At 62.1% G+C, this 25,097-nt stretch carries 16 protein-coding genes and 1 tRNA gene; 9 read left to right on the top strand and 8 right to left on the bottom strand.

The window, feature by feature from the left end; translation table 11 throughout:
* Window positions 1-9: 9 nt before the first annotated feature.
* The 3 genes from ACMLHG_RS14120 to ACMLHG_RS14110 form a co-directional block, all read right to left on the bottom strand.
* Window positions 10-984 (bottom strand): glycosyltransferase, encoded by a 975-nt coding sequence (locus ACMLHG_RS14120; protein ID WP_417170903.1) that lies wholly within the window; start codon window positions 982-984, stop codon window positions 10-12.
* A 64-nt stretch (window positions 985-1,048) separates the two neighbouring features.
* On the bottom strand, window positions 1,049-2,497 hold the full coding sequence (locus ACMLHG_RS14115) for a polysaccharide deacetylase family protein (protein ID WP_417170902.1): 1,449 nt from the start codon (window positions 2,495-2,497) through the stop codon (window positions 1,049-1,051).
* Window positions 2,498-2,524: 27 nt separating this feature from the next.
* Window positions 2,525-4,708 carry an alpha-L-rhamnosidase gene (locus ACMLHG_RS14110; RefSeq protein WP_295810255.1) on the bottom strand — a complete coding sequence of 728 codons (2,184 nt, stop codon included), beginning with the start codon at window positions 4,706-4,708 and terminating at the stop codon, window positions 2,525-2,527.
* A gap of 200 nt (window positions 4,709-4,908) precedes the next feature.
* On the opposite strand from ACMLHG_RS14110, the gene eda reads away from it, so the two are divergent.
* The 4 genes from eda to ACMLHG_RS14090 are packed head-to-tail and all read left to right on the top strand — an operon-like array spanning window position 4,909 to window position 10,647.
* Window positions 4,909-5,565 (top strand): bifunctional 4-hydroxy-2-oxoglutarate aldolase/2-dehydro-3-deoxy-phosphogluconate aldolase, encoded by a 657-nt coding sequence (gene eda / locus ACMLHG_RS14105; RefSeq protein WP_417170901.1) that lies wholly within the window; start codon window positions 4,909-4,911, stop codon window positions 5,563-5,565.
* A 2-nt stretch (window positions 5,566-5,567) separates the two neighbouring features.
* Entirely contained in the window at window positions 5,568-6,659 is a 1,092-nt protein-coding gene (locus ACMLHG_RS14100) for a sugar kinase (protein ID WP_294435222.1), read from the top strand.
* 11 nt (window positions 6,660-6,670) lie between these two features.
* Window positions 6,671-8,245, top strand: a complete 1,575-nt coding sequence (locus ACMLHG_RS14095) for a hypothetical protein (RefSeq protein ID WP_294435224.1) — start codon at window positions 6,671-6,673, stop codon at window positions 8,243-8,245.
* Window positions 8,246-8,253: 8 nt separating this feature from the next.
* Window positions 8,254-10,647 carry a RecQ family ATP-dependent DNA helicase gene (locus ACMLHG_RS14090; protein WP_417170900.1) on the top strand — a complete coding sequence of 798 codons (2,394 nt, stop codon included), beginning with the start codon at window positions 8,254-8,256 and terminating at the stop codon, window positions 10,645-10,647.
* A gap of 3 nt (window positions 10,648-10,650) precedes the next feature.
* Here ACMLHG_RS14090 and ACMLHG_RS14085 read toward each other — a convergent pair whose 3' ends face one another.
* From ACMLHG_RS14085 to ACMLHG_RS14070, 4 genes are all read right to left on the bottom strand, one after another.
* Window positions 10,651-12,045 (bottom strand): MATE family efflux transporter, encoded by a 1,395-nt coding sequence (locus ACMLHG_RS14085; RefSeq protein ID WP_417170899.1) that lies wholly within the window; start codon window positions 12,043-12,045, stop codon window positions 10,651-10,653.
* A gap of 146 nt (window positions 12,046-12,191) precedes the next feature.
* Window positions 12,192-13,181, bottom strand: coding sequence for a glycoside hydrolase family 130 protein (locus tag ACMLHG_RS14080; protein ID WP_294435230.1), 990 nt, complete (start codon window positions 13,179-13,181; stop codon window positions 12,192-12,194).
* Between the two features lie 144 nt (window positions 13,182-13,325).
* Window positions 13,326-13,402, bottom strand: a tRNA-Ile gene (locus ACMLHG_RS14075).
* A 773-nt stretch (window positions 13,403-14,175) separates the two neighbouring features.
* Window positions 14,176-15,120, bottom strand: a complete 945-nt coding sequence (locus ACMLHG_RS14070) for a helix-turn-helix transcriptional regulator (protein ID WP_417170898.1) — start codon at window positions 15,118-15,120, stop codon at window positions 14,176-14,178.
* Between the two features lie 122 nt (window positions 15,121-15,242).
* Here ACMLHG_RS14070 and ACMLHG_RS14065 point away from each other — a divergent pair, with 122 nt between their 5' ends.
* The 3 genes from ACMLHG_RS14065 to ACMLHG_RS14055 are packed head-to-tail and all read left to right on the top strand — an operon-like array spanning window position 15,243 to window position 21,517.
* Window positions 15,243-19,439 (top strand): sugar-binding domain-containing protein, encoded by a 4,197-nt coding sequence (locus tag ACMLHG_RS14065; RefSeq protein WP_417170897.1) that lies wholly within the window; start codon window positions 15,243-15,245, stop codon window positions 19,437-19,439.
* 57 nt (window positions 19,440-19,496) lie between these two features.
* Complete coding sequence (locus tag ACMLHG_RS14060) at window positions 19,497-20,222, top strand: prepilin-type N-terminal cleavage/methylation domain-containing protein (RefSeq protein ID WP_295808275.1); 726 nt, start codon at window positions 19,497-19,499, stop codon at window positions 20,220-20,222.
* A 50-nt stretch (window positions 20,223-20,272) separates the two neighbouring features.
* Window positions 20,273-21,517: a hypothetical protein gene (locus ACMLHG_RS14055; RefSeq protein ID WP_295808272.1), complete on the top strand. Its 1,245-nt coding sequence runs from the start codon at window positions 20,273-20,275 to the stop codon at window positions 21,515-21,517.
* Between the two features lie 40 nt (window positions 21,518-21,557).
* Here ACMLHG_RS14055 and ACMLHG_RS14050 read toward each other — a convergent pair whose 3' ends face one another.
* On the bottom strand, window positions 21,558-22,907 hold the full coding sequence (locus ACMLHG_RS14050; RefSeq protein WP_294434746.1) for a deoxyguanosinetriphosphate triphosphohydrolase: 1,350 nt from the start codon (window positions 22,905-22,907) through the stop codon (window positions 21,558-21,560).
* A 147-nt stretch (window positions 22,908-23,054) separates the two neighbouring features.
* Here ACMLHG_RS14050 and ACMLHG_RS14045 point away from each other — a divergent pair, with 147 nt between their 5' ends.
* Entirely contained in the window at window positions 23,055-23,891 is an 837-nt protein-coding gene (locus ACMLHG_RS14045) for an HAD-IIA family hydrolase (RefSeq protein WP_295808269.1), read from the top strand.
* A 138-nt stretch (window positions 23,892-24,029) separates the two neighbouring features.
* Complete coding sequence (locus tag ACMLHG_RS14040; RefSeq protein WP_295808267.1) at window positions 24,030-25,073, top strand: class I mannose-6-phosphate isomerase; 1,044 nt, start codon at window positions 24,030-24,032, stop codon at window positions 25,071-25,073.
* The last annotated feature ends 24 nt before the right edge of the window (window positions 25,074-25,097 follow it).

Below are 25,097 nucleotides of genomic sequence, written 5' to 3'. Positions count from 1 at the left end.
ATTTTCACCTCAATTCCGGAGCAGGAGATCCTGCACCACGTTGAGCCAGCCGCGCCCGTAGCGGAAGTAGCGGCGGCGGAGAAGTTCATTCAAAACCAGGCGCAGACGGCGAAGCGGCGAATTCGCCATCGCCGCTCTCGCTTCGGAGTGCGCCCTCCGGTCCTGCAGATGGCGGAGCACCTCGACCGGGACATGGGGCTCCAGCCGCTCCTCCAGCGCCCGGTAGAGAGCGGCGTTCCAGCCGAAGCTGTTCAAGGCGGCGGATTCCCGCGCCTGACGAAGTTTCCCCCGCCAGCTGTCCGGCTTGCCGGAGCCGGAGAGATTGCCGCCGTGCTGACGGAAAAGCGTCAACGCTTCGGGAATCAGCTCCCAGGTTCCGGCGGCGGCGATAACGAGACCGATCCAGCTGTCGTAACACCCCGGCAGTGCGGGGAAGGGGAGCAGCAGCTCCCGGGCGGCGCGGGTGAAAGCCATGTCGTGGCCGGCCGCAGGAACCCGCCGCAGAAAGAGCATGAGCCGCTGTTCCTGTGTCCAGCCGGAATAGGCCGTTCTCTCCCGTTCCGTAAAGCCGCGGTTGCGCCAATGGGAGACGCCGAGCGGATGCAGTTCCCGGTCGGTACTTTCGCTGTCGCAAAAGGCACCGGCAATCGCGTCGGGATCGGGCAGCCGGGCGGCGAGCGCCGCCATCCGGCCGGGGAGCCAGACATCATCCTGATCTGCCAGAAAGATCAGATCGCCGGTCGTCATGGAAATCGCCTGTTCGAAGTTCCGGTCGGGGCCGAGCGGAACCGAGTTGCGGATGTAACGGATTTCCGGATGCGCGGCGAGCAGCGGCGCAACCGCCTGACGGGTCGCGTCGTCCGGAGAATCGTCGGAGAGAACGATCTCATCCGGCGGCAGGCTCTGGCGCAGAATGGAATCCAGCTGTGCCGCGAGAAACTCCTCGCCGCGGAATGCCGTCAGAGCCACTGATCGTCTTGCCATGATTGCCGCCTGTCTTTCGTTATCGTAAAAGAGTAATATACGCTCCGTGAGCGGGGAAAGCAAACTACTCCGCAAGATATTCCGCCATGGAAACGCACCGGAACCCCTCGTTGCGGAGGTATTCCAGAAACTCCCGGAAGCATTCCGGAGAGTTGTTCACCCACGGGTGGACCGTATCCGGCACGCCATGAAAGACCAGAACCACCGCGTTGTCCTCCCGGCAATGGCTGAGCGCGCTGAAAAATCCGAGGCGGTCGTCTTTGCAGATGGGAAACGCCGGAATCCGCATCGGGTCGTCGGTGTTTTTCGCCCAGGGGCGCTGTTCCGTAGTTCTCGCCGCAGAAAATCCGCGCGAACGAAGCAGCGGAACGATGTTTTCTGCAAACGGTCCGCCGGGATATGCAAAACTTTTCGGCCGGGGAATTCCCGCATCCGCAAGAAACCGGTCGAACCGGTCGATCTCCTGCTCCGCCTCCTCCGCGGAAAGCGTGCGCATGTCGGGATGGCTCCAGGTGTGGTTGCCGATTTCAAACCCCATATCGTGCAGTTGCCGAAGCTCCGCTCCCGTCAGCAGATGCGCTTCATTCTTTTCTCTCCACTCATCGGAAAAGCGGCAGGGAAAGAAGGTTGCGCCGAATCCATACTCCTTCAGCAGCGGCGCGACGAAATCGAGATGGTTCTTCACCGCATCGTCGAAGGTCAGCACCACGGTCCGCCGGGGGCAGGGCAGGGTGAGGGAGAATCCGCAGCTCGTGCGCAGGAACGCCGCCGCCTGTTCCGGCCAGCGGCGGATGTCGTCGCGGCCGTAGCCCAACTGCATCCCGTGCGGACCATAGGGGAAGAGGTGAAGTTCGCACTTCCGTTTCGCGCTCCACATCGCTTCGGCAAACAGCAGACTGTTCCGATACGGCACAATCTGGTCGGTCACCGTATGCCAGACAAAGGCGGGCGGTGTCTCCCGGGTCACCCGCCGTTCCAGCGAAAGCTGTTCGCGCAACGACGGTGAGGCATTGCTCCCGAGCAGATTTTCCGCACTGCCCAGATGGGGATGTTCGACGAACGAGATAACCGGGTAGGCGAGCAGAAGCGCGTCCGGTCTGGCACAGCAGGAGTCGGCGGAATCGCCGTCCGCGGCATTGATCTCGTCATAGAGTGTGCCGGTGCAGGCGGCCAGATGGGCGCCTGCAGAGAATCCGCAGACCGCAAGCTGGTCGGGAAGCACTCCCCATGCATCGGCATTGGCACGGATCAGCTTGATGGCGCGGAGCGCGTCCTGCTGCGGCTCCGGGTAACGGTGCGGCGCGACGCGGTAGCGCAGTACGAAGGTCCGGAACCCGAACTTCTGAAAGCATTCGGCAATCGGCCGCCCCTCGGTGGTTTCGCAGACACAGCCGTAGCCGCCTCCGGGAATCACCAGCAACGCCGGTTTCTTCCTGGGATCAGGATCCGTGTAACGGTCGAGACGGGATTCCACGGCGGAATCCTGCCAGAGAGAATATTGTATGCACGCCATAATGGCCTCTTTTTCTTGAACACTCAATCAGAGTTTGGCACTCCGCACGTAGATCCCCGAGCCGAGTTCGAACCGTTCTTCGCCGGGCAGCTGCAACATTGCACTGGAGTTCGGCGGAACCGTGAGACGGATGGTCATGGTACCATCCTTGACCTCCCATTCCGATACGTAGCCGCGGTATTCCGCCCGGCAGGATTCCACCACCGGGCAGGGCGCAACGATGAGATGGCGACAGCCGGGCCGCTCCGGATCGTGGCGGAAGCCGCCGAGATAGCGGAAGAACCAGGCGCCGAGATCCCCGAACATGATGTGGTTGCGCGACGCGGTGCCGTCCCAGTGTTCGCCGAGCGTGGTCAATCCGAGATCGATCCAGTGAGCCCAGCCGGGGAATTCCCGCTGGGTGAAGAAACGGCAGGCGAGATCGGCATGGCCGTTCTCCGCGAGTACCCGGGGCACGTACTTCGCCCCGAGAATGCCGAAGTATGCGCGACATCCGCCTTCCCGGCAGAGCGCGACCAGCCGGTCGAGGGTGCGCTGCCGGAATTCCGGTTCCACCAGGTCGTGATAGAGTGCACAGCCGAGCGCCGTAAGTTCCCCTTTGCCGCTGCCGTCGCCATACAGGCCGTCGCCAAGGTGGAACTTCCGGTTGAACGCCGCGCGAACCCGTTCGGCAAGATCGCGATACTTCGCCTCCTCCTCCGGTTCGCCGAGCAGTCGGGCGAAAGAGCTTATCCGCTTGGCGTCCATATAGTAATATCCGGTCGAGGTGAGGGCGGGCGACGGCGATTTTCCGCACTCCTCCGGGGACGCCCAGTCGCCGAGTCCGAAGGCGAGGATGCCGTCGCTCTCCATCGTGCCGCAGAAATCGAGGTAGCGTTTCATCGCCGGATAGTTCTGCCGGATCGCGGTGTCGTCACCGGTGTGCAGATAGATCTCATACGGGATCGAAAACAGGGCGCAGTCCCACGCCGGTCCGCTGCCCCAGTCGAACCCCCAGCCGCCGGTGGGCGCGATGCCGGGGAGCTGCCCGTTCCTGCGCTGGCAGTCGGCGAGCAGCTGGAGCCATTCGGCGTAGCTCGAACCGACGTCGAAGTTGTAGAGTCCGGTATCGGCGGCAATGGCGGCGTCGCCGGTCCAGCCGTTCTTTTCCCGGTGTGGGCAATCGGTCGGAATGCCCACAAAGTTGCTGCGGAAACTCCAGCGGGTCATCTTCTGCAGCTGGTTGATCGTTTCGTCGCTGGTGGTGATTTTGCCGATGGAATCAAAAGCGGTGCCGACAAAGCGCGCCTCGATGCTCCGAACTTCCGCCGCCCCGGTCACGCTCACCCGGACGTAGCGGAACCCGTGGTAGGTGAAGCGGGGCTCCCAGCTTTCGACGCCGCCGCTCCCCTTGAGAATGTAGCGGTCGGTCTGGAAGTCACCGGATTTGATGAAGGTATCCTGAAAATTGGTGTCAAGGTCCCCGTCTTCGGTGATCCGTTCGGCATATTCCAGTTTCACTTCCGCGCCGGCTTCGCCCTGCACGGCAATGCGTGCCCAGCCGGAGAGATTCTGACCGGCGTCGTACACCCTGCCCGCCGGATGAAGCGTCATCGGAATCGTCTGCAGCACCTTGCAGGGCGGCATCTTCTGCTCGTCAAGCATCCCGCCCGGACCGGCAATTCGCACGGCGGAGAGCCAGCCGGAATCGTCGTAACGCTCACCGAGCCAGCCGTCAATCTCACAACGTGCATCGTAGGTTTCGCCGTTGCGGAGGGCGTCGAAGAGAATCGGTCCGGAGGTGCACTTCCAGCTCTCGTCCGCGCCCAGCACGAGCCGTCCATCGATCTCAAGTTCGATGGTGAACTTCACGCAGTCCCGCCAGGGAGCCTTGAAGAAGTTCCACACTTCGGCGGTGGAGGGGTTGTACCAGCCGTTGCCGAGAATGACGCCGACCACGTTTGTGCCGGGATGCAGATATTCGGTGATGTCGAACGTCACGAAACGGACCCGTTTCTCGTAGCAGCTCACCGCGGGATCGAGTACCCGGTCGCCGACCTTGCGGCCATTGAGATAGAGTTCATGATAACCAACGCCGGAAAGGCGCACCCGCCCCGTCGTGAATCCGCTGCATTCGAAAGCGCGCCGGAACAGCGGCGCCGGCGAAGGGGGATCTGCGGTGACGCAGTTGCGTGACAGTTGCGGGCTGGTGATCCAATGTCCAAAATTCATTTTTAAAGTTCTCCTTCCCGGGGTTTCTCTCTTTCGCTCTCATAGTATAACGGAGAGTGCGGGAGAATGCAAATCTTTTTTTCGGTTTCCCTCTGCAATATTCCGGTAAATGAACTTGAATAATGGGGGCAGGAGCCGTATACTATACAGAGAAACAGATCGATGAATCGCAACTTTTATTCAGAGAGAAGGAGTGAATCATGAGTTTTGCGTTGAAATCGGAACAGGTGGTGAATGAGCTTTCCCGCATCCGGATTGTGCCGGTGCTGGTGCTCAACGATGTGGAATCCGGGCTGAAAATGTGTGAAATTCTGGTCGAATGCGGATTGCCCGCGGCGGAGATCACGTTCCGCACTCAGGCGGCCGAGGCGATCATCAAGGAGGCGGCGAAACGCTTCCCGGACCTCTATCTCGGAGCTGGAACCATCCTCAACGTCCACGATCTCAAGCGCGCATTTGACGCCGGAGCGAAATTTGCGGTCACCCCCGGATTCAATCCCACGGTGGTGCGTGCCGCGGTCGAGAGTGATTTTGCATTCGCGCCGGGAGTCTGCACTCCCTCTGAAGTGGAGCAGGCGCACGAGCTCGGCTGCAAGTTCCTGAAGTTCTTCCCGGCCGAAGCCGCCGGCGGCGTCAAGATGCTCAAATCGTTGATCGCGCCCTACAAACATCTCGGCATCCGCTTCATGCCCACCGGCGGCGTCACGGCGGATAACGTGCTCAACTATCTGGCCATCAAAGAGGTGGTTGCAGTCGGCGGCACCTGGCTCGGCAAGAGCGACGAGATCGCCGCAGGCAACTGGGATGGCATCCGCGCCACGGTGAAGAAGGCGGTCGAACTCAAGGAGGGAAAATAATCATGTTGCAGTACAAATCCGCGGAATCCTGCCGCTTTGACGAAATCAGCCTCGGTGAAATCATGCTCCGTCTCGATCCGGGCGAGGGGCGAATTCACACCACCCGCAAGTTCGACGTCTGGGAGGGCGGCGGCGAATACAACGTCGCGCGCGGTTTGCGCCGCTGCTTCGGCCTGCGCACCGCGGTGGTCACCGCCTTTGCCGACAATCCGGTCGGGCGGCTGGTGGAGGATTTCATCCTGCAGGGCGGAGTGGACACCTCGTTCATCCGGTGGGTGCCGTTCGACGGCGTCGGCCGCGAAGTGCGCAACGGTCTCAATTTCGTTGAGCGCGGCTTTGGATGCCGCGGTGCGAAGAGCTGCTCCGACCGCGGCAATACGGCGGTTTCCCAGCTCAAGGCCGGCGATATCGACTGGGATGCGATCTTCGGGCAGGGGGTGCGTCACTTCCATACCGGCGGCATCTTTGCCGCGTTGTCGGATACCACTCCCGATGTGACGATCGAAGCGTTGAAGGCGGCCAAGAAGCACGGCACCATCACCAGCTATGACCTCAACTACCGGCCGAGCCTGTGGAAGAGCATCGGCGGCGTCGAGCGCGCCCGTGAAGTGAACCGCGAAATCGCGAAATACGTCGATGTGATGATCGGCAATGAAGAGGACTTCACCGCCTGTCTCGGTCTCGAGGTGCAGGGGGTTGACGCCAATCTGAGCAAACTCGACACCGCCAGTTTCCGGGCGATGATCGAAGAGGCGGTCAAGCGTTATCCGAACTTCCAGGTGGTGGCGACCACCCTTCGCGCGGTGCGTTCGGCCTCGTTCAACGACTGGGGCGCGATCGCGTGGAAGGACGGCAAATTCGCCGAAGCGGTCAACCGGCCGAACCTCGAAATCTTCGACCGCGTCGGCGGCGGCGACAGCTTCGCCTCCGGCCTGATTTTCGGGCTGATGACCACCGGTGATGTCGAGTATGCCGTCAACTGCGGCGCCGCTCACGGTGCGCTGGCGATGACCACACCGGGCGACACTTCGATGGCGACCTTCGAAGAGGTGAAGAAACTGATGAAAGGCGGCGGCGCCCGCGTCGATCGCTGAGGAGGCGTGCGGTGAAGGGAGCCTGGCTGTTCGCTGCCGCACTGCTGGCGTCCGCCGCTCTGGCGGACGTTCCTTCTCCGGGGGAGGAAAATGTTCTGCCGGTGAGCGGGATGAAGTTCCGGGCCTTCCGGGATATGCGTCCGCAGCCTCTGCCGTTGCCGGCGATTCGTGCGGAACGCCGTTCGGACCGGGCGAAGCTCTACTCCGAACTTGAATGGTGGCGCAGTCGCCAGACCGCCGGAATCTGGGGCGGCGACGGCTGCCGGGTGATGGTGGGCGAGCTTCTTCTCGAACCGCCGGTCTCCGACCGGAATCTCGCGACAACCGGCGAACTGGAAAAGCGTTATCCTGTTTCCAGCCGCCGGGCGGAGTGGGATGATGCGAAGCTGAAACAATGGATTCGCGCATTCACCGGCAATGCCGTCTCCGGATTCCGTGCCGCGACGACGAAGATCTACGACTGCGTCTGGCGGCGGGTGCTTTTCACCGGTGCGGCCGGGAGTCGAACCCGCGCCTACCTGATCGCGCCGGACCGGGAGCCTGCGCGGCGGATGCTGCTGGTCTATGAGCTGGAGAACGGCACGTTCACTCCGGAATGGGAGCGGGCGGTGCTCCGTTCCCTCGGCAGTGTGCAGTTCTTCCGCCCGGAGCAGGATGCCTCCGCGCGGCGGATTGAGGCGGGCCGGGGAGGCGGGGCCACGGCGACGAACACCTCCGACTCCTGGCAGGAGAGCCGCCGCCGGGTGATCGACAACATCCGCAACTTCCGCGACTGGTGGTATCTGGAGACGGAGAACTACATCTTCGTCTCCAACCAGGAGGACCGGCGCAGCATGATCCGGCTCCGCCGGGATCTGGAGCGGGCGCGAAGCGCCTTTGCCGCCCACTTTCCGATGCGCGGCAAACCGGATGCGGTCAGCGTGGTCCGGATTTTCGGAACCCGCGAGGAGTATCTTTCCTACGTCGGCAAGGAGCTGCAATGGTCCGGCGGCGTCTGGGTTCCCGCCCGCGAAGAGCTGGTGATCTCGCCGATCGACGCCCGGGCACCGGAAAATGTCCAGCAGGAGATTATCCGGCAGGTGGCGTTTCACGAAGGATTTCACCAGTACATTCATTACGCGCTGGGGCGGATTCCGGTCTCGCTCTGGTTCAATGAGGGGGCGGCTCAGTATTTCGAGGGAATCGAATTTCGCGGTGGAAAACCGGAAGTGCGGCTCGACGAACGCAGTGAAACGAAACTGCGCCGCACCTTCCGCCGGGTGACTGCCGAGGAGCTTGCCGCTCTGGTTGCAATGGATTATCAGACTTTTTACGGGGAAAACCGCGACCGCAACTACCCGCTCGCCCAGGGGCTGGTCTACTATCTCTTGAAGGGGGCTCCGGTCGCCGGGAAACAGGAGTATGCCCGGATTATTCCCACCTACTATCGCGAACTGGCGAAGTCGGGGGATCCTGCCGCGGCCACCCGCGCCGCATTCGGGCGGACAAACTTCCGGCAGCTCGCCGCGGATCTGGTGAAGTTCTGGGACAGCGACCGTCTGATTCGCCGCTCCATCCGTTACAATCCGGTTGCCGGGAACAGGTGACGCGTTCTATGGATGAGGTGACTGCCGCGCTGAAGCGGTATTTCGGATTTGATGGATTTCTCGCCCACCAGGAGGAGATTGTCCGGGAGATTCTCTCGGGGGACGATCTCTGCGTCATCATGCCGACCGGGGCAGGGAAATCGCTCTGCTACCAGCTGCCATTGCTCTTGCGCCCCGGATACGGCATCGTGGTTTCTCCGCTGATTTCGCTGATGAAGGATCAGGTGGACGCCTTGACCGAGCGGGGAATCCCCGCCGCCTTCATCAACAGCATCGTGCCGTTCCCGGAACAGCGCCGGATCACCGACTCCGCCGCCGCCGGAGCGGTCAAACTGCTCTACGTTGCGCCGGAACGGTTTCAGGCGCCGTTTTTTCAGGACTTTCTGCAGCACTGCCCGCCGGAGACGATGGTGGTCGACGAGGCGCACTGCATCAGCCAGTGGGGGCACGATTTCCGCCCCTCCTACCGACAGCTGGGGGAGGTTGCAGACCGGTTCGGCATCCGGCAGGTGTGCGCCTTTACGGCAACGGCGACGCCGCATGTCCGCCAGGATATCTGTGTTCAGCTTCACCGGCCGGAAATGCGGTTGCATGTCGCCGGATTCCGCCGGCCGAACCTCTCCTTTTCCGTTGTGCAGTGTTCGTCGGATGCCAGCAAACTTGCGGCAGTCGGCAAACGGCTGGCCCGCAAGGTGCCGACCATCCTTTACGCCTCCACCCGCAAGGCGGTGGAACAGCTGGTCGCCGAATTCGGCGTCATCGGCTATCACGCCGGAATGTCCGACGAAGACCGCACGGCGGCGCAGGAGCGTTTCATGAATGAACCCTGTCCGGTTCTCGCCGCCACCAATGCGTTCGGGATGGGGATCGACCGCCCCGACGTCCGGCAGGTGATCCACTACAATCTGCCCGGTTCGCTCGAAGCCTATTATCAGGAAGCGGGGCGTGCCGGGCGTGACGGAGCGCCGGCCGACTGCGTACTGCTCTTCGCGTACCGGGATAAATTCGTGCAGGAGTTTCTGATCGATCTCGGCAACCCGCCGGAAGAGGTGATCCGCGCTCTCTACCGGACACTGCGCCGGCTCGGGCAGAAAGAACAGACAACCACGCTGGAGGTCACCGCGGCCGACCTGCTCCCGCAGATTCCAGAAGCGCGGGCGGAAAGCCAGCTCTCCGCCGCCTTCGGCATTCTGGAGAAAGCGGGGCTGATCGCCCGGGGCAGCCGGCGTTCCGGCTGTGGAATTCTGCGTTTCACCGGCGATCTGGAAGAGCTCCGGCTGGTTCATCAGCTGGAGAACACCCAGCGCTCCCGTTTCATCAGCCGCTGTATCCGCCGTTACGGAGAGGCGCTCCGGCAGGAGAGCTCCCATACGGTGGAGGAGCTGGCGGATACGGCAGGACTCACTCCGGAACAGGTCCGCCGGGTTCTCAATGCGCTCAACGGCTCCTGCCTGAACTGGCATGTTCCTTTTTCCGGACGCACGACCGAACTGCTCCACCCGGAGACCGGTGAGGCGGATCTTGATTATGACGCTCTGCAGGCCAAACGCGACTTCGAGATGGCGCGGCTGGAGGATGTGATCAGTTACGCTTCCACCCGCGGCTGTCGCCAGGCGGAGCTTGTCTCCTATTTCGGAGAGTCCGTGAAGGGGTGGCACTGTGCCTGTTGCGACAACTGCCGGGGGCAGGATGCGAAACGCCCGCCGCAAGGCAAAGAGACGGTCATCATTCGTGCCATTCTGCAGGCGGTCGATGAATTCGACGGCCGGTTCGGCGCCACCCGGATTGCCAAACTCCTTTCCGGCGATTCCGGGGCGGATACGCCCGGCCGGAGTTTGAGCCGCAGTCGCAGTTTCGGCGCGCTCTCCGCGCTGAATGCCACCCGGATCAGCCGCTATATCCGCGCTCTGGAAGAGGCCGGCTGCCTCGACCGGATTGAGCGGGGAGAGTACCCCTGTCTTACCGTGACGGCGCGCGGTTACGAGGTGTTTGCCGGACATGCCGAACCGCTCCTTGCCCTTCCGCCTCTTCTGGAGGAGGGGAAACTTCCGGCGTCCCGTGAACCACGCGCCCGCTCCAGAATGCGGCAGGAGACCCCGTCGCCCCGCCGGACGGAGAAGGAAAAGACGCCTCCGGATACTTCGCCCGCAACGGAGTGTAATGATTTAAAGAGTGAACTTCGTTCGCTTCGCACGGAAGTGGCCCGCTCCCGGGGCGTTCCCGCCTTCCGGGTACTCTCCGACGCCGAGCTGACCGCTCTGGCGGAAAAACAGCCGCTGACCGTCGAAGAGGCAATGCGGATCAAGGGAATCGGGCCGGCCAAAGCGGCAACCGTGATTCCCCTCTTTCTCGACCGGATTCGCAGCTGGCGGCGGCGGGAATTCGGTACGGAGAAGTTCTGAGAACTACACCGCCGGGCGCTTCGCGCCTCCGATTCTGCCGCCTTTCCATCGCTGTGCCCGGAAGAGCCTCCGGCAGACCCAGTAGAGCAGGGTGCTGTTGAGGATGGCGACCAGCAGCCAGGAGATCGGGTAGGAGAGCAGAAGATTCTCCATCGTCCGGTAGTGGGGGAAGATTTCGAACACCCACCACACCCGGAAGACGCAGGCGCCGAAGAGCGTGATGACCGCCGAGAGGAAGGAGTAGCCCAGTCCGCGTAACCCGCCGCTGGCGACATCCATGATTCCGCAGAGGAAGTAGGTGGTAAACAGCATCTTCATGCGGAGCAGTCCCCAGGCGATCACCTCCGGATTCGGGTTGAAAATCCGGAGCACCTGTTCGCCGAAGAGATAGAATCCTTCGCCCAGGATCAGATTGCACAGGCAGGCGCAGAAAAAGCAGTTGAAGAGACTGCGCTGGATGCGTTTGAACTTTTTCCCGCCGAGGTTCTGCGCCACGAAGGAGATCGCGGTCTGATGAAAGGAGAAGGAGCCGACGTAGACGATTCCCTCCACGCCGAGCGCCGCCGTCATCCCCGCCATCGCCAGCGAGCCGAACGAATTGATCGAAGACTGAATGATCATGTTGGAAATCGCAAAGCAGGAACTCTGCACGCCGGCAGGAATGCCGATTTTGAGCATTTCAAAGAAGATTTTCCAGTCCACATACAGTTTTTTCAGGTTGAACCGGTAGGCCTCGCGGGTGACGGAGAGGGTACGCAGAATCAGCCCTGCGGAGATTGCGTGAGAAATCGCCGTCGCCAACGCGACGCCCGCCACCTCCATGCCGCAGACGATCACAAAGAAGAGATTCAACAATACGTTGATAACGCCGGCGATCACCAGAAAGAAGAGCGGGCGTCTGGTGTCTCCGACCGCCCGCAGAATCGCACAGCCGAAGTTGTAGAGCATGATGCAGGGAATTGCGCAGAAACAGATCCTGATGTAGGTGCACGCCTGCGGCAGGATATTTTCCGGCGTATCCATCAGAATCAGCAGCGGCCGCGCCACCAGCAATCCGACGATCATCAGCAGGATTCCGCCGAAAAGCGCCACGGTCATGGTCGTCTGCACCGTCCGGGTGATGCTGCGCCGGTCGCGGGCGCCGAAATAGCGTGCCGCCAGCACGTTTGCGCCGATGGAAATTCCAATGAAAATATTGATAACCAGCGAGTTCAGGTTCATCGTTGCACCCACCGCCGCCATCGCTTCATGCGGAGCGTAGTGGCCGATGACGATCAGATCCGCCGCATTGAACAGCAGTTGAAGGATATAGGTGAACATCAGCGGCAGAGAGAAGAGCACGATCTTCCCGAACAACGGCCCGTGGCACATGTCGATCTGATATTTACTTGCAGCCATGATTTCAGTGAGGACTCCAGCTGTTGCGGGTTATTCAAAAAGTTAATATAGCATCATCCGGGAATTTTAAAAGAAGGGGAACACGCTTCCTCCGGGATTTTCCCCGGAGAAAGCGGTTCCCCGTGTTGTTAAAAAATACCGATTCGTCAGTGACTGAACGTGACCGGCTGGATCATCGCCAACAGATCTTCCAGCGATGCTGTGGCGAGACATTCGACAGTATCGGCGCCTCCATAGTAGATTTTGACTTCCCCGCTCTCTTCAAGAATCATTCCGCCGGGGAAGATCACACTGCCGCGGAATCCTTCCAGCTCATACTTCGCTTCTGCGCGAAGCAACGGTTCCGGCGCAAGACCGATTACCTTCTGCGGATTTTCCGCATCGAGCAGCATCAGACCTGCAACATATTCCTTGAACCAGCCGTATTTCTCCCAGCCGTTCAGGCGGAGATCGGGATTCTTGATGGTGGCGTGGAAGGTTGCCAGCCAGCCGGCCGGGGTGCGGATCGGCGGAGCCGCCGGACCGATCTTGGCGTTGGCGAAGGGAACATCCTCCATGCCGAGCACCAGACGGGTATCTCCCCAATAGCGGCAGTCCGGCGAAAGGCTCGACCAGACGTCAAATTTTTCCTTATAACCACGGCTGTACTCGGGGAAGGGGCGCTCCAGACGGACAAATTTCCCGTTAAACTTCTCCGGGAAAAGCACCATGTTGCGGTTGTCCGGCGCGGAGAGCGAGAGCACTTCGAGCGTTTCGAAATCCTCGGTGACGGCGATTCCTCCCCGCACCCCGTGTCGGGTATCCACCGCAAAACAGAGGTAGCAACGGCCGTCGATCACCGTCAGACGGGGATCGTACACGCGGAGGATTTCCGGATCAGAGGCGACAAGATCAGCCGCCGCCTTCCACGGTTTCGAATTCACCTCCCATTTCACGCCGTCGTTGCTGTATGCAATGCCAAGATTGGTCCAGGTTTTTCCCCAGTTGCCGTCCGGCGAAAATCCGGCGTCGTTGCGGAACACCATGACATACCGCCCCTGATATTTGCACACGCCCGCATTAAAGATCAGTGAGGCATCGAACGGAACGTCCTTTGCCGACAGGACCGGATTGGAAGCACAGCGAACCAAAGCCATCTTTACCCTCTTTGATTTTTTCTCTGTTATGAAACGATTTCATAGTGATGTTTGTAATGTACTGCCGTGAGTTTACAAATACAATGGGAGCTTTCATTTTTTTCGCAGAAAAAGCGTTTTGCCGACGGAACGTCAGGGGAAAAGTGGTGGATCCGCCCGGACTTGAACCGAGGACCCGGAGATTATGAGTCACCTGCTCTAACCGACTGAGCTACGGATCCAATACGGCATACTATAGTGCCGGTTGTGCTTCCGTTCAAGTTGAAAATCTGGTTTTATCGCAAAAATCCTTGCGAACCTGTCAAAAAATTTGTACGGTGTCATATTGACAAGCTCCTGCAGGATACGGGCGGGGGAGGGGCGGAATGTGGAAATGCTGGGCGAGACGGTACCGTGGCGGAAAATTCCGACTTCTGCGGTGCGCGGTCAGGGCGGAGGCGGATATTCGAACTTCCGAGAGAAAATGATCGTCGAGGGAGCTGGAGGGCCGGTCGCCCTCCAGACCTCCCCGCCCGTGAGAAGACCAAAGTCGGTTGATACTGATCCGCACGCGGCCCTCGCGGGCCTTACTTGTCGGGCTTCGCCCGCCAACTCCTCAATCGCCGGAGGGGCTGCGCTCGACTCCGTTCGACTGCGTCGCAATTGCTCCTTGCTGCTTTGCGAAACGCAAAGCAGTTCTCTCACATGCGCTCGCGGCGCTGACCGCGCTTGTTCCCGTGAGAAAGCCGGGTTGCGGGGGAAAATGCTGACCACGCTTGTTCCCGTGAGAAGGCTGGGTTGCGGGGGGGAAATACTGACCACGCTTGTTCCCGTGAGAAGGCTGGGGTGCGGGGGAAAATGCTGACCGCACTTGTGCCCGTGAGAAGGCCGAGTTGCTGTGGGAATCCCGCTCGCGGCGCTGACCGCGCTTAACCAGGGCACAGGCTCAGCCGTAGAGATATGCAAAACAAATGTGTGCAAAAATCGGACACTACCCTTTTTCAAGAGCCTTCTTTCAAACTTCCCTCCCGGCCGCAGATGCGGTCACTCCGTTTCGAAAGTTCCGCGGCGATTCCCCGTGGTACCGTTTGAATTCCGAGGAGAAGATCAGCGCACTTTCATATCCGACTTGCGCGGCAACCTCTTTGATCGAGAGTTCCGGCCTCTGCAGCAGGATGGTGGCGGCCAGACGCATGCGCATCCCGCGCAGCATCCGATGCGGCGGCTCGCCGAAGTATTTCCGGAATTCCCGCACCAGATGGATCTTCGTGCACTGCGCATCATGGCTCAGCTCCGCCAGGGTCAGAGGACGGTGGAGATTGTGGCGGATCTTCTCCCGCAGTTTCAAAAAACGCTCGGGAATCTCCCGCACCGGATAGGGCGACTGCAGAAACTGCAGCAGCCGCCAGGTTGCCACGCCGTTTTCCCGCAGCGCCTGTTCCGTCTGCTGTTCGTAGAGCAGTCGGAACTCCTCCAGAAGCAACTCGAACTCCTTCCGGTCGATCTCCGGCAGAATCCGGCAGCGGTCAAAGCCGTTCGCCCGCTGCCAGGCGGGAAGAAGCGCTCCGCCCAGTGTCAGCGATACTTTGCGGCAGAATCCCTCCGGCCCGGGACTCAGCGTCGCCTCGCAGACCGGAGGAATCCACAACAGACTCCCGGCATGGACAATCCGCGGTGTTTCCCATTCGCGCGTCTCCACCCGCAGCGCCCCTTCGCGCACAAACTCCACCGAGGGCCAGGGGACGTTCCGCCGATGGAACCGCGCCCGTTTGAGCCAGTGGGTTTCGAAGAAATTTTCCACGTATACCATCTCCCGTATTTCCGGCGGCAGATAGAGGTAGTAGAGCCGGCTGTTCCGGCGGTGTACCGTCAGTCGCTGCTCCCCCGCCTCCTGATGGGTGACGGTCTCCGGCAGAAACTCCTCCCGGTCGGCCGTGATTGTTTTCCGCGGATACTGCATGATGTTAATTTTCCATATATATTTTAACCGTTTCACGATATAATATAATCGGTGCTGTATTGACATGCAACGACTTTTGGCATAAAATATAAATAGAATTCATTCATCAAACGGAGATTTCCATGATTAGAAAACTTCTTTTTATCTGCGCGATGACGCTTCTGTTTCTGCCGGGATTCGCCGCGGACGAAAATTCGCTGCGCGACGCGCCGCCGCCCAACGGCCTGTCGCTGGAGGAAAACTGGAGCATGGCCGACGCCTGGCGCCGGACCACTTCGACCCGGGAGATCGTCTCTTTGAACGGACTGTGGCAGTTCTACCCGGTCCTGACCGCGGAGACGGCCCGCAGGATGCCTGCGGAACATTCCGGGTGGGGATTCTTCAAGGTCCCGGGCATCTGGCCCGGCATGGGCAAAAAAAAGAACCAGCCGGGCGACAGCACGATGGTTTACGGACTGGATGCGAAACGGTTCCCGGGAGGAAATCCCGCGGCGCTGGTTTCGGCGTGGTACCGGCGTACCATCACCATCCCCGACGGCTGGAGAAATCGGAGAGTTCTGCTGGAAATCACTATGCTCCAGACCGCCGGACGCATCTTCGTCGACGGGAAACCCGCGGGCGACCTCTACTTCCCCGGCGGGAAAATCGACCTCACCCGCTTCGTCACCCCCGGCAGGAACCATGAGCTGGCGATTCTGGTCTCCGCCGTGGCCTCCGGCAGCGGCGACAGCGTCTTCATGGCGCCGGACCGGCAGCACAAGGCGGCGAAGACCATCAGCAACCGGGGCATCACCGGCGACGTCTATCTGCATGCGGAGCCGCTCCATGCGGCCATCACCGACGTGCACATCCTCACCAGCTTCCGCCGGAAAGAGATCACCTTCGACACCGGCCTCTCCGGGAGCGGCGGCGACTACACCCTCGAAGCGGAGATTCTCTGGAATGACGAGGTGGTCAAGCAGGTGAAGTCAAAACGCTTCCGGATTCCATCCGGAGAGGGGCCGTTCCGCATCCAATTCTCGGCCGACTGGCTCGCCGAACACCTCTGGGACACCGATACGCCGGAGAACCTCTACACCGCCAATCTCCGCCTGAAAGCGGCGGACGGTGCCACGCTGGATGCGTTTCTGCCGCAACAGTTCGGCTTCCGGGAGTTCTGGATCGACGGCAGAAACTTCATGCTGAACGGGTCGGTGATCCATCTGCGCAGTCTGTGCAGCTCCGCCATGCGGGACGGCGCCGACCACTCCAGCGCCGCCGCCACGCGCCGCTACGCCGAACGGGCGAAACAGAACGGGTTCAACCACCTGATCGCCTACAACTACTTCTTCACGCCCGGCATGGTCGGCTATCAGGATGATTTCTACCTCCAGAGCTCCCGCGCCGGCGTGCTCACTTCGCTGACGCTGCCGCACATCAAGGATTTCGAATGGGATTTGAAGAAAAACGAACAGCGCTACCGGAAGATGGCGGAATTTCTGATCCGGCGGTTCCAGAACGTTCCCGGCGTGGTTCTGTACGCGGTCAACCACAACGCAACCGGCTATTACGGCGACCAGAATCCGCAGAAGATCGACGGCGTCTACGCCCCGGATCCATTCATGAAGAGGGCCAACGCCGTCGATTACAAAAACCGGCGCCAGGCGCTGCTCTCGGCGAAGCTCATCCAACAGCTGGATCCCTCCCGGCCGGTCTACCACCATGAATCGGGCAATCTCGGCGACATCTTCTCCATCAACTGCTACCTCAACTGGGTTCCGGCACAGGAGCGGAGCGACTGGTTCGAGCACTGGGAGCGGTCCGGCGTCAAGCCGCTCATGCTGGTGGAGTGGGGCAATCCGCACATCGCCTCGTGGTCGAGCTACCGCGGGCCCGACTTCATCTGGCGCGTCCGGAGTGTGCAGTGCATGTGGTTCAACGAGTACAACGCGGCGATTCTGGGCGAAAAGGCGTACCGCAGCTCCCGGCTCAAGGAGATCCGCTACAAACGGCAGAGCCGCCTCTGCGCCGGAAACCGGCCGGTTCAGTACGGCGAGATCGGCGGATTTTCCGCCAACGAGGACGGCGACGAGGTGATCGCCGCGATGATCGGGAAGAACTACCGGGATATGCGCGCCCGTGGCGTCTCCGCCATCCTCCCCTGGGATCAGGGCAAATTCTGGCGCTGCCGGAACGAGGTTGACGAACAGCTTCATCCGGACCGTTTCCGGAATCTGAAACAGCCGGGAATCGTGCCGGACCGCACCCGGCGCGGCGGCGGTTATCCGGCCGACGGATACGGCAGTTACACCGTCAGCCGGGTCGGCGAAGCGGGGCTGCCGAACCTGCGGGAGCTGATCGCCTGGATCGGCGGCAAACCCGGTGACGTGACCGAACAATCCCACACCTTCCGCCCCGGTGAAACCATCGAAAAGACGATTGTGATCCTGAACGATTCCCGGCGGGTGCGGAATGCGGAGGTCCGCTGGCGCGTTCCGGCGCTCGGCCTGGAGGAGCGGAGCGAACTCTCTCTGCCGCCCGGCACCCGGCGCGACCTCCCGGTGACCTTTCCGATTCCGGCGAGCTGCCGGGAGCGGTCGCTCCCCATCGAGGCGACGGTCCGTTTCGACAACGGGGAGGAGCGGAGCGACCGCTTCCAGATCGATCTGGTCGCCTCCGCCCCGTCGCTCCGGCTGCAGTCGCGGGTCGGGTTGTATGATCCGCAGAAGCGGAGTGAGGCGGCGCTCCGGCGTCTGGGCGTGCCCTTCCGGACCGTGAAGAGCGATGCCGATCTGGATGAGATCGATCTGCTGGTCGTCGGCCGTCAGGCACTGCCCGGCTGTCCGCTGCCGCTGGCGGAGAAGATGCGGCGGGGCGGACGGCTGCTGGTGCTGGAACAGGACTCCGCCGGACTCGCCAAATTCGGATTCCGCAGCAACGAGTACGGAATCCGCACCGTCTTCCCGCTGGTTGCCGATTTCACGGCGAAGTTGGTCCGCGACTGGCGGGGGGCCTCCACGCTGACGCCGCCGGAACTTGCCCTGCCCGGATGGGAGCGGCAGGACCCGGTCTGGAACTGGCAGGGATTTTCCAATACCCGGGCGTGGCGGGCGGGCAACCGGGGCAACGTCTGCAGTGTTCCGCTGGAGAAGCCGGTCATCGGCGATTTCCTGCCGCTGATGCAGTGCGGCTTCGACCTGCAGTACACCCCCGCGGTCGAATGGAGAAGCGGAAACGGCATCGCCATCTTCTCCCAGTTCGATCTTTCCGGCCGGACGCAGAGTGAGCCGGAGGCGGACGAGCTCTTGCGCCGGCTGCTCTGCCGGCTGGATTCCGCCCGGATACAGCCCGCCCGGCCGACCTGGTTCAGCGGCGGGAAGAGGGCGGCGCAGCTGCTGGAGGATCTGGGCGTCGCGTTTCAGCCCTGCGCGGCGGTTCCGGAATCCGGCGTGCTGGTCGTCTCCTCCGGCACCGGACTGGGCGACCTGACCGGCGCGGTCCAGCGGGGGCTGAACGTCTTCGCCCTCGCGCTGTCGCAGGAGGAGCTGAACCGTCTCTTCCCCGGCAGGTTCGAGACAAGAGTTGAAAAGCGCTTCTCCGACTTCGTCGGGGATCTCGGGGCGGTTCCGGAGTTCCGCGGAATCTCCAACGCCGATCTGCACTGCCGGATTGAGCTGGAGTTCGCCGGATTCACCGGCCGCTCCAACGGCGGAACGGCCCTGCAGGCCCTCCGGCTCGGCAAAGGGAGCGTGGTGGTGCTCCAGGTGGCGCCGTGGATGATGAACGAAACCGATTTTCAATACCGGACCAGCCGCCGCAGAAACCATTATCTCATTTCGCGGCTGCTCCGCAATCTCGGCGCCGCGGACCGGTTCGACGCCTGGAGAAGGCTGGACCGGGAGCACCGCCGCCAGCTCAAACGGGAACGCGGCGTGGCGTTCTCCGGCCGCTGGAAGAGTTCCGAAACCGCCTCCGGCGAAAAGCGGGTCGAAGAGCACAGCAACACCTTCGATGTCGCGCCGGAAGTTCTCCGCCGGAGCAGCGATGCGCTTCTCTCGGTCTCCTCGCCTTCGCGCTCCCTCGCGGTGGAGGTCAACGGCCGGAAGATTCCGGAACGCACGATCAACATTGCCGGAAGCAAACGGGGGCTCTCCCGCCGGTTCGTCGTGCCGGCCGCCCTGCTCCATCCGGAGAAGAATGTGGTGAAGATTTCGCAGGAGAAGCGGCAATATCCCGGGGATCTGCCGTCGACGGTGACCCTCTCGATGGTCCCGGAGGAGCGTTTCTATCCGGACATCCCGATCGCCTCGGACGATCCATACCGCTATTACCGCTGGTAGAACAGGAAAGAATCAATTGCCCATACGAAGATGCCATTTAACAGGAAAGGTTGAATCATGATCCGCACACCTCTGGAGACGCGGTTCCGCCGCGCGTTTACCCTGATCGAACTCCTGATCTGCATCGCGATTATCGCGATTCTGGCCAGTCTGCTGCTGCCGGCGCTGAACAAGGCGAGACAGCGGGGCAAGACCGCCGCCTGCAACAACAACTTAAAGACGATGAATCAGCTGATTCTGCTCTATGCATCGGATTACCGGGAGAGCATCCCCGCAAGCGGAGTGGGGGTGGAGAACTATGCGGGTGCCCTGATGAAAGGCGGTTTCCTGCGCACCGGCAACCGGCATGTCGCCCTCTGTCCGGAAAGCGATCTCGCGACCGCCGAAAATCTGGCGAGCACCTACTTCATCCGGAACAACTGCTACGGATTGAACTACCTCGGCAGCTGGCGGAACGGCGACCTGAGCGGTTCGATCAAGATGACGGCCCCGGGGATGACCACCAACGACACGCTTCTGAATTTCAAGCAGCTGCGCTCCCCCAGCCGTTTTGTTCTGCTGATCGACAGCAAACGGAAAGGGGTGATGAACAACGGCCCCAAGGCGGTCTTTTTCGGCGGCGACGTCGGCACCTGGGGGGCCAATCCCTGGATCATCCACAACAAGAACTCCGTGTCGACCGCATATGGGGACGGGCATGTACAAATGGCCTCCCGGACCCAGTTGAAGGAACAGACCAACAAGAGCGTCAAATTCGCGCTTTTCGGCGTCGACCCGCTGTGAGCGGAGAACCTCTCGAAAATCATAACCTTTCTGCTGAGAAAATTCACTTCATGAAACCGATCTCTTTTCCGGCCCCGCCGGAGCTTCTCGCCTCGCTGAATGCCGCAGAAGAGCAGATCCGCGGTCTGCTCTTCTGCGAACGCACCAATCTCCTCTACGACTACCTCGGCTCGCTCGGGGAGGACCGTTTCGATTTTCTGCCGTTTCCGGAGGAGATCGAACACGATTTCCCGAATCCGCGCGGCTACGCCACCGGGATGGAGGACAGCGCGCTCAACGGAGGAATCATGATCCACGCGGCGCTTCTCCGCGCCCGGCTCTTCCCGGAAGCCGCGGAGGAGTGCCGCGCATTCGCCGCAAAACTGCTGCGCGGACTCGAGCTCTGCGCCACCGTGCACGGCCGCGAAGGCTACGTGGTCCGCAGTGTCTCCCACCGGGACGGCACAAGCTGTTACAGCTGTTCGTCGCGCGACCAGCTGACCTTCTGGGTCTGGGGGCTGTGGCGCTACTTCCGCAGCGACGTCGCCACGGAGCCGGAGCGGGAGAAGATCCGTTCCCTGGTCGTGAAGCTCGCCGCCCGCGGCGAGCGGGAGGTCGTTCCGGAAAATCAATACAGCTACCTCACCCTCGACGGCGTGCCGGACCCCCTGCTGCAGATGGATCAGGTCCTGCCGCACGAGATTCTCCGGCTGCCGATGTTCTACCTCGCGGCGTGGGCCCTCTCGGGCGACGCACACTGGCGGGCGTGTTACGACCGGAGGATCGACCGGGCGCTCCGCCGCGCCGCCGAACCCAAAGAGGATTGGAACCACTTCGAACTCTCGCAGTTTCTGTTGACGCTCGCCCTCTGCCACGAGCTCGATCCACGCCCGGAATTCTCCGCCATCGCCCGCGAAATCGGCGATGTCACCGAGGAGATGTTGTGCAGCACCTTTCTCCCGGAACTGGAGAAGTGGCGCGGCACCTGGTCGATTCCGGCGACCGCGTGGCGGAATTCGACGGCGTTGCGGCTGGTGCACCGGTCCGACGGCGGCGTCGTTTCGTATGGCAAACTCGATCTGCGCTGCGGCCAGACGCCGGGGTTTCACGATCTCTTCAATCTGGTGCGGATTCCGGGCAATCTGATGACCGGCCTGCTGCTGGCGCCCGGGCGGCCGGTGAGGGAGCCGTTGATCCGCCGTTTTCTGAAGGCGTTCTGCCGCCCGGACTACCGGAGAAGTTGTTCGTGCAGTTCGGTCAACGTCCTCTACGCCGCCCTGCTCGGGCTCGAACGGCTCGGCGGAATCCGCCGGTGAACCGCACCCCGGATCACTCCGGCCCCGCATGGGCGGCCGGTCAGATCGAGATCCCCTTGAGCTTCTGGTAGAGCGAGACCGCGTAGGAGTCGGTCATGCCCGAGACGTAGTCGAGCACGGTGAGCAGACGCCGGTAGCCGTTCCGGCACCACTCCTCGTCGGCGAGGTGCTGCTCCAGATCCGGCAGCAGCGCCGAAATCCGGCGGCTCCGGAACGAGGCGCTCTTGCCCCCGGTCCGCTCCAGCGCCATCTCGTTGGCGCAGGGCACGAAGATGTCCAGCATGCCGGAGACCAGTTCGAATCCGGCCCCGATCACCTCCGCCACCTGCCGGTGGTTGTAGATGTCGCGGGTGCTCCGGTTCTGAATCCGCTTCAGCGGCTCCTGGCAGGAGACGTAATCGAGCAGCGGCCGCGGCAGTGTCCCGGCGAGCAGTTCGTCGTGGTGTTCAAGAAAGATCGCCGAAACTTCGCGCACCAGGCGGCCGATCACCTGCGCGCGCAGAAACTCCGCCTTGCGGATCGGCGAAGCGATGGTCGCGACGTACTCCGCGGAACGCTCCGAATCGATGATCTCCAGAAAGAGCCGCTCCAGCTCCTGATAGTCGATCAGCCCGAGCCGCTGGCCGTCTTCGAAATCGACAATCCGGTAGGCGATGTCGTCCGCCGCCTCGACCAGGTAGGCGAGCGGATGGCGCTGCCACGCCCAGGGGCCGGCCGGAATCATTCCGGTGTGTTCGGCGACCTCGGCGAAAAACTCCTGCTCCTCGCGGAAGAAGTTGAACTTCTTGCCCGCCACGCCGGAGGGCTTCACCTCGACCCGCGACGCGCTCGGGTACTTCGCGAAGGCCGCCAATGTGGCGCAGGTGAGCTGCATCCCCCCTCTCTGGTCGGGCATTTCAAGGCGGGTCAGCACCCGGAACCCCTGCGCGTTGCCCTCGTATCGCTCGATGTCGGCGGCCTCGTCCTCATTCATCACATCGCGCATGGCGCAGGCGACCGGAGAGTGGGTGAACCAGTAGCGGATCGCCTCCTCGCCCGCGTGCCCGAGCGGCGGGTTGCCGATGTCGTGGGCGAGGGCGGCGGCGGCGACGGCGGCGCCGATGTCGCTCGGCTGCGCTCCGGCGGTGTCGAAGTTTTTACAGATCTCCACCCCGACCGCGGTACCGAGCGAACGGCCGACCGAACTGGTCTCCAGACTGTGGGTGAGCCGGGTGCGGACGTAGTCGGTCTTGACCAGCGGAAACACCTGGGTCTTGTCCTGCAGCCGCCGGAACGCCCCCGAAAAGACAATCCGGTCGAAATCGCGCTGAAACGGCGAACGGTCCTGCGTGATCACGCCGGGCTTCGAACTGCCGACGCGGTGCGGGGACAACAGTTGTTTCCACTCCATCAAAACGGAACTCCCATCTGAATCTTGTTTCCTCATACAATACCCGGAACCGGCCGGTTTATCAAGTGCGCCGGGTGGAAATTTCCGCTTTATCGGGCTATTTTAAGAGAACGGCCGGGGAATCCGGCCCGGAAGTGAGAACGGGCGATGAAATTTCTGGAATTCTGGAACCGCGAAGCGCACCGCTTCAAGGGAATTGTATTCGACATCGACGGCACGCTGGTGTGCGGTCCGCGGCAGCTGCCCGGCGCGGCGGAGCTGCTCGGTTCGGTCCGCGCCGCCGGAATTCCGCTCTGCTTTCTCACCAACGACGGCGACCATACGATGGAGCAGAAGTGCTCCTTCCTCTGCCGCGCCGGACTCCCCGCCCGCCCGGAGGAATTCATCTCCTGCCTCGCGGCGCTCGACACCGCGGCCGAGGAGAACGACTGGCGCGGACGCACCTTCTTCGCCATCGGCAGTCTCGGCACCATCCGCTGTCTCCAGCTCGAGCGCGATCCGGGCTGCATCGACCACTGCGCCGGGGTCATCATGGGCGAGGGGCGCTACGACTGGCGCGGCAGCTGGGAGGCGGCGGTGAACTTCTTCCGCCGCCACCCGGAGCGGCCGTTCATCGTGCCCAATCCCGACCTCTGCTGGCCGGACCCGGTCTCCGGCGGCATCTGCATCGGCGCCGGCGGGCAGGCGCGCTGCATTGAACACCTGCTCCGGGAGTTCGGCATCGAGCTCAGGATCTTCTACCTCGGCAAACCCTATCCGGCGATCTACCGCCACGCCTTCCGCGAGCTGGAACGGCGGTTCGGCATCCATCCGGAGCCGTCGGAGCTGTTGATGCTCGGCGATTCGCTCGCCAGCGACATCCGCGGCGCGAACCGGTCGGGCATGGTCTCCGCACTGGTGCTCACCGGCATCACCTCGCAGGAGCAGGCGCTCGCCGCCCGGGGGGATTTCCGGCCGCAGTACGTTTTCGATTCGATCAACTGAAGTTGAGCGGCCGCCTCGCGCCAGGTTCGTTTTCTACAAGATTATGCGCACTTTCTCCATTTTTTTTCGCGGCGGCGGCGGTATACTAAACAGCGGAAATTTGAGCGTGACAGCAACAATTCAGGAGAAAGTTTGACCATGGATGCAATTCTGAAGTTCCTTCCGAACCGGGTTCGCCGCCTCTATCTCGGCGGCAGCGGCATCGACCGGATGCGCGGCGAAACCAATCCCGCCGACGGCTACTATCCGGAGGACTGGATCGCCTCCTGCATCGAAGGCAACACCCGCGAATTTCAGGCGCCGGGGCACGGGTTGAGCAAGGTCCGGATCGACGGGGAGGAGGTCCGCTTTCTCGACCTGCTCGAGAAATATCCCGCCGACCTGCTCGGAGAAGCCCACTTCGCCCGCTACGGCGCCAATCCCGCCGTGCTGACCAAATTTCTCGACTCGGCCATCCGGCTGCCGGTTCAGGTCCACCCGACCGTGCCGGATGCAAAGCGCTACTTCCACGCCGACTTCGGCAAAACCGAGGCGTGGATCATCCTCGCCTGCCGCCCCGGCGCCTACGTCTACTGCGGCTTCAACGAAACGCTCGACGAGGCGGTGTTCCGCCGCGAATCCCTGGCGGGCGTCTATGAACGCGGACTGGGGATGATGCACAAGATCCCGGTCAAACCCGGCGAGGTCGTCATCGTCTGGGGCGGACTGCCGCACGCCATCGGCCCCGGCATCACGATGGTCGAAGTGATGGAGCCCTCCGACCTCACCATCAACCCCGAGGCGCGCTGCGGCGAGCGGGAGATCGCCCCGGAGAAACGGTTCGGCGGACTCGCACCGGAAACCGCGCTCAACCTCTTCGAATACAAGCCCCGCAGTGAAGCGGAGATCCGGGCGCTCTCCCTGCCGCGCCCCGAACCGGTTGCCCCCGGCTGGAACCGGTTGATCGACCGCGAAAAGGTCCGCTTCTTCGAGGCGCAGGAGCTGCGGGTCGACGGCGAACGCACGGTGGAGTTCCCGGAGGAGTGTTTCCACATCGCGCTCTGCGTCGAAGGACGGGTGTCGCTCGACGGCGTGCCGCTTTCGGCGGGCGAGAGCGCGTTTCTCCCCTTCGTCCGGCGGCGGTGCACGCTCTCCGGCAACGGCCGGCTCGTGCTGATCCTCCCCCCTTCGCCCGCAAAGTAAGCACATTCTGTCCGCAAGGAAACA

Source organism: Victivallis sp. (assembly GCF_048170485.1).
In the GTDB taxonomy this organism is placed as follows: Bacteria; Verrucomicrobiota; Lentisphaeria; order Victivallales; family Victivallaceae; genus Victivallis.
This window is presented reverse-complemented; position numbering and strand designations above follow the sequence as displayed.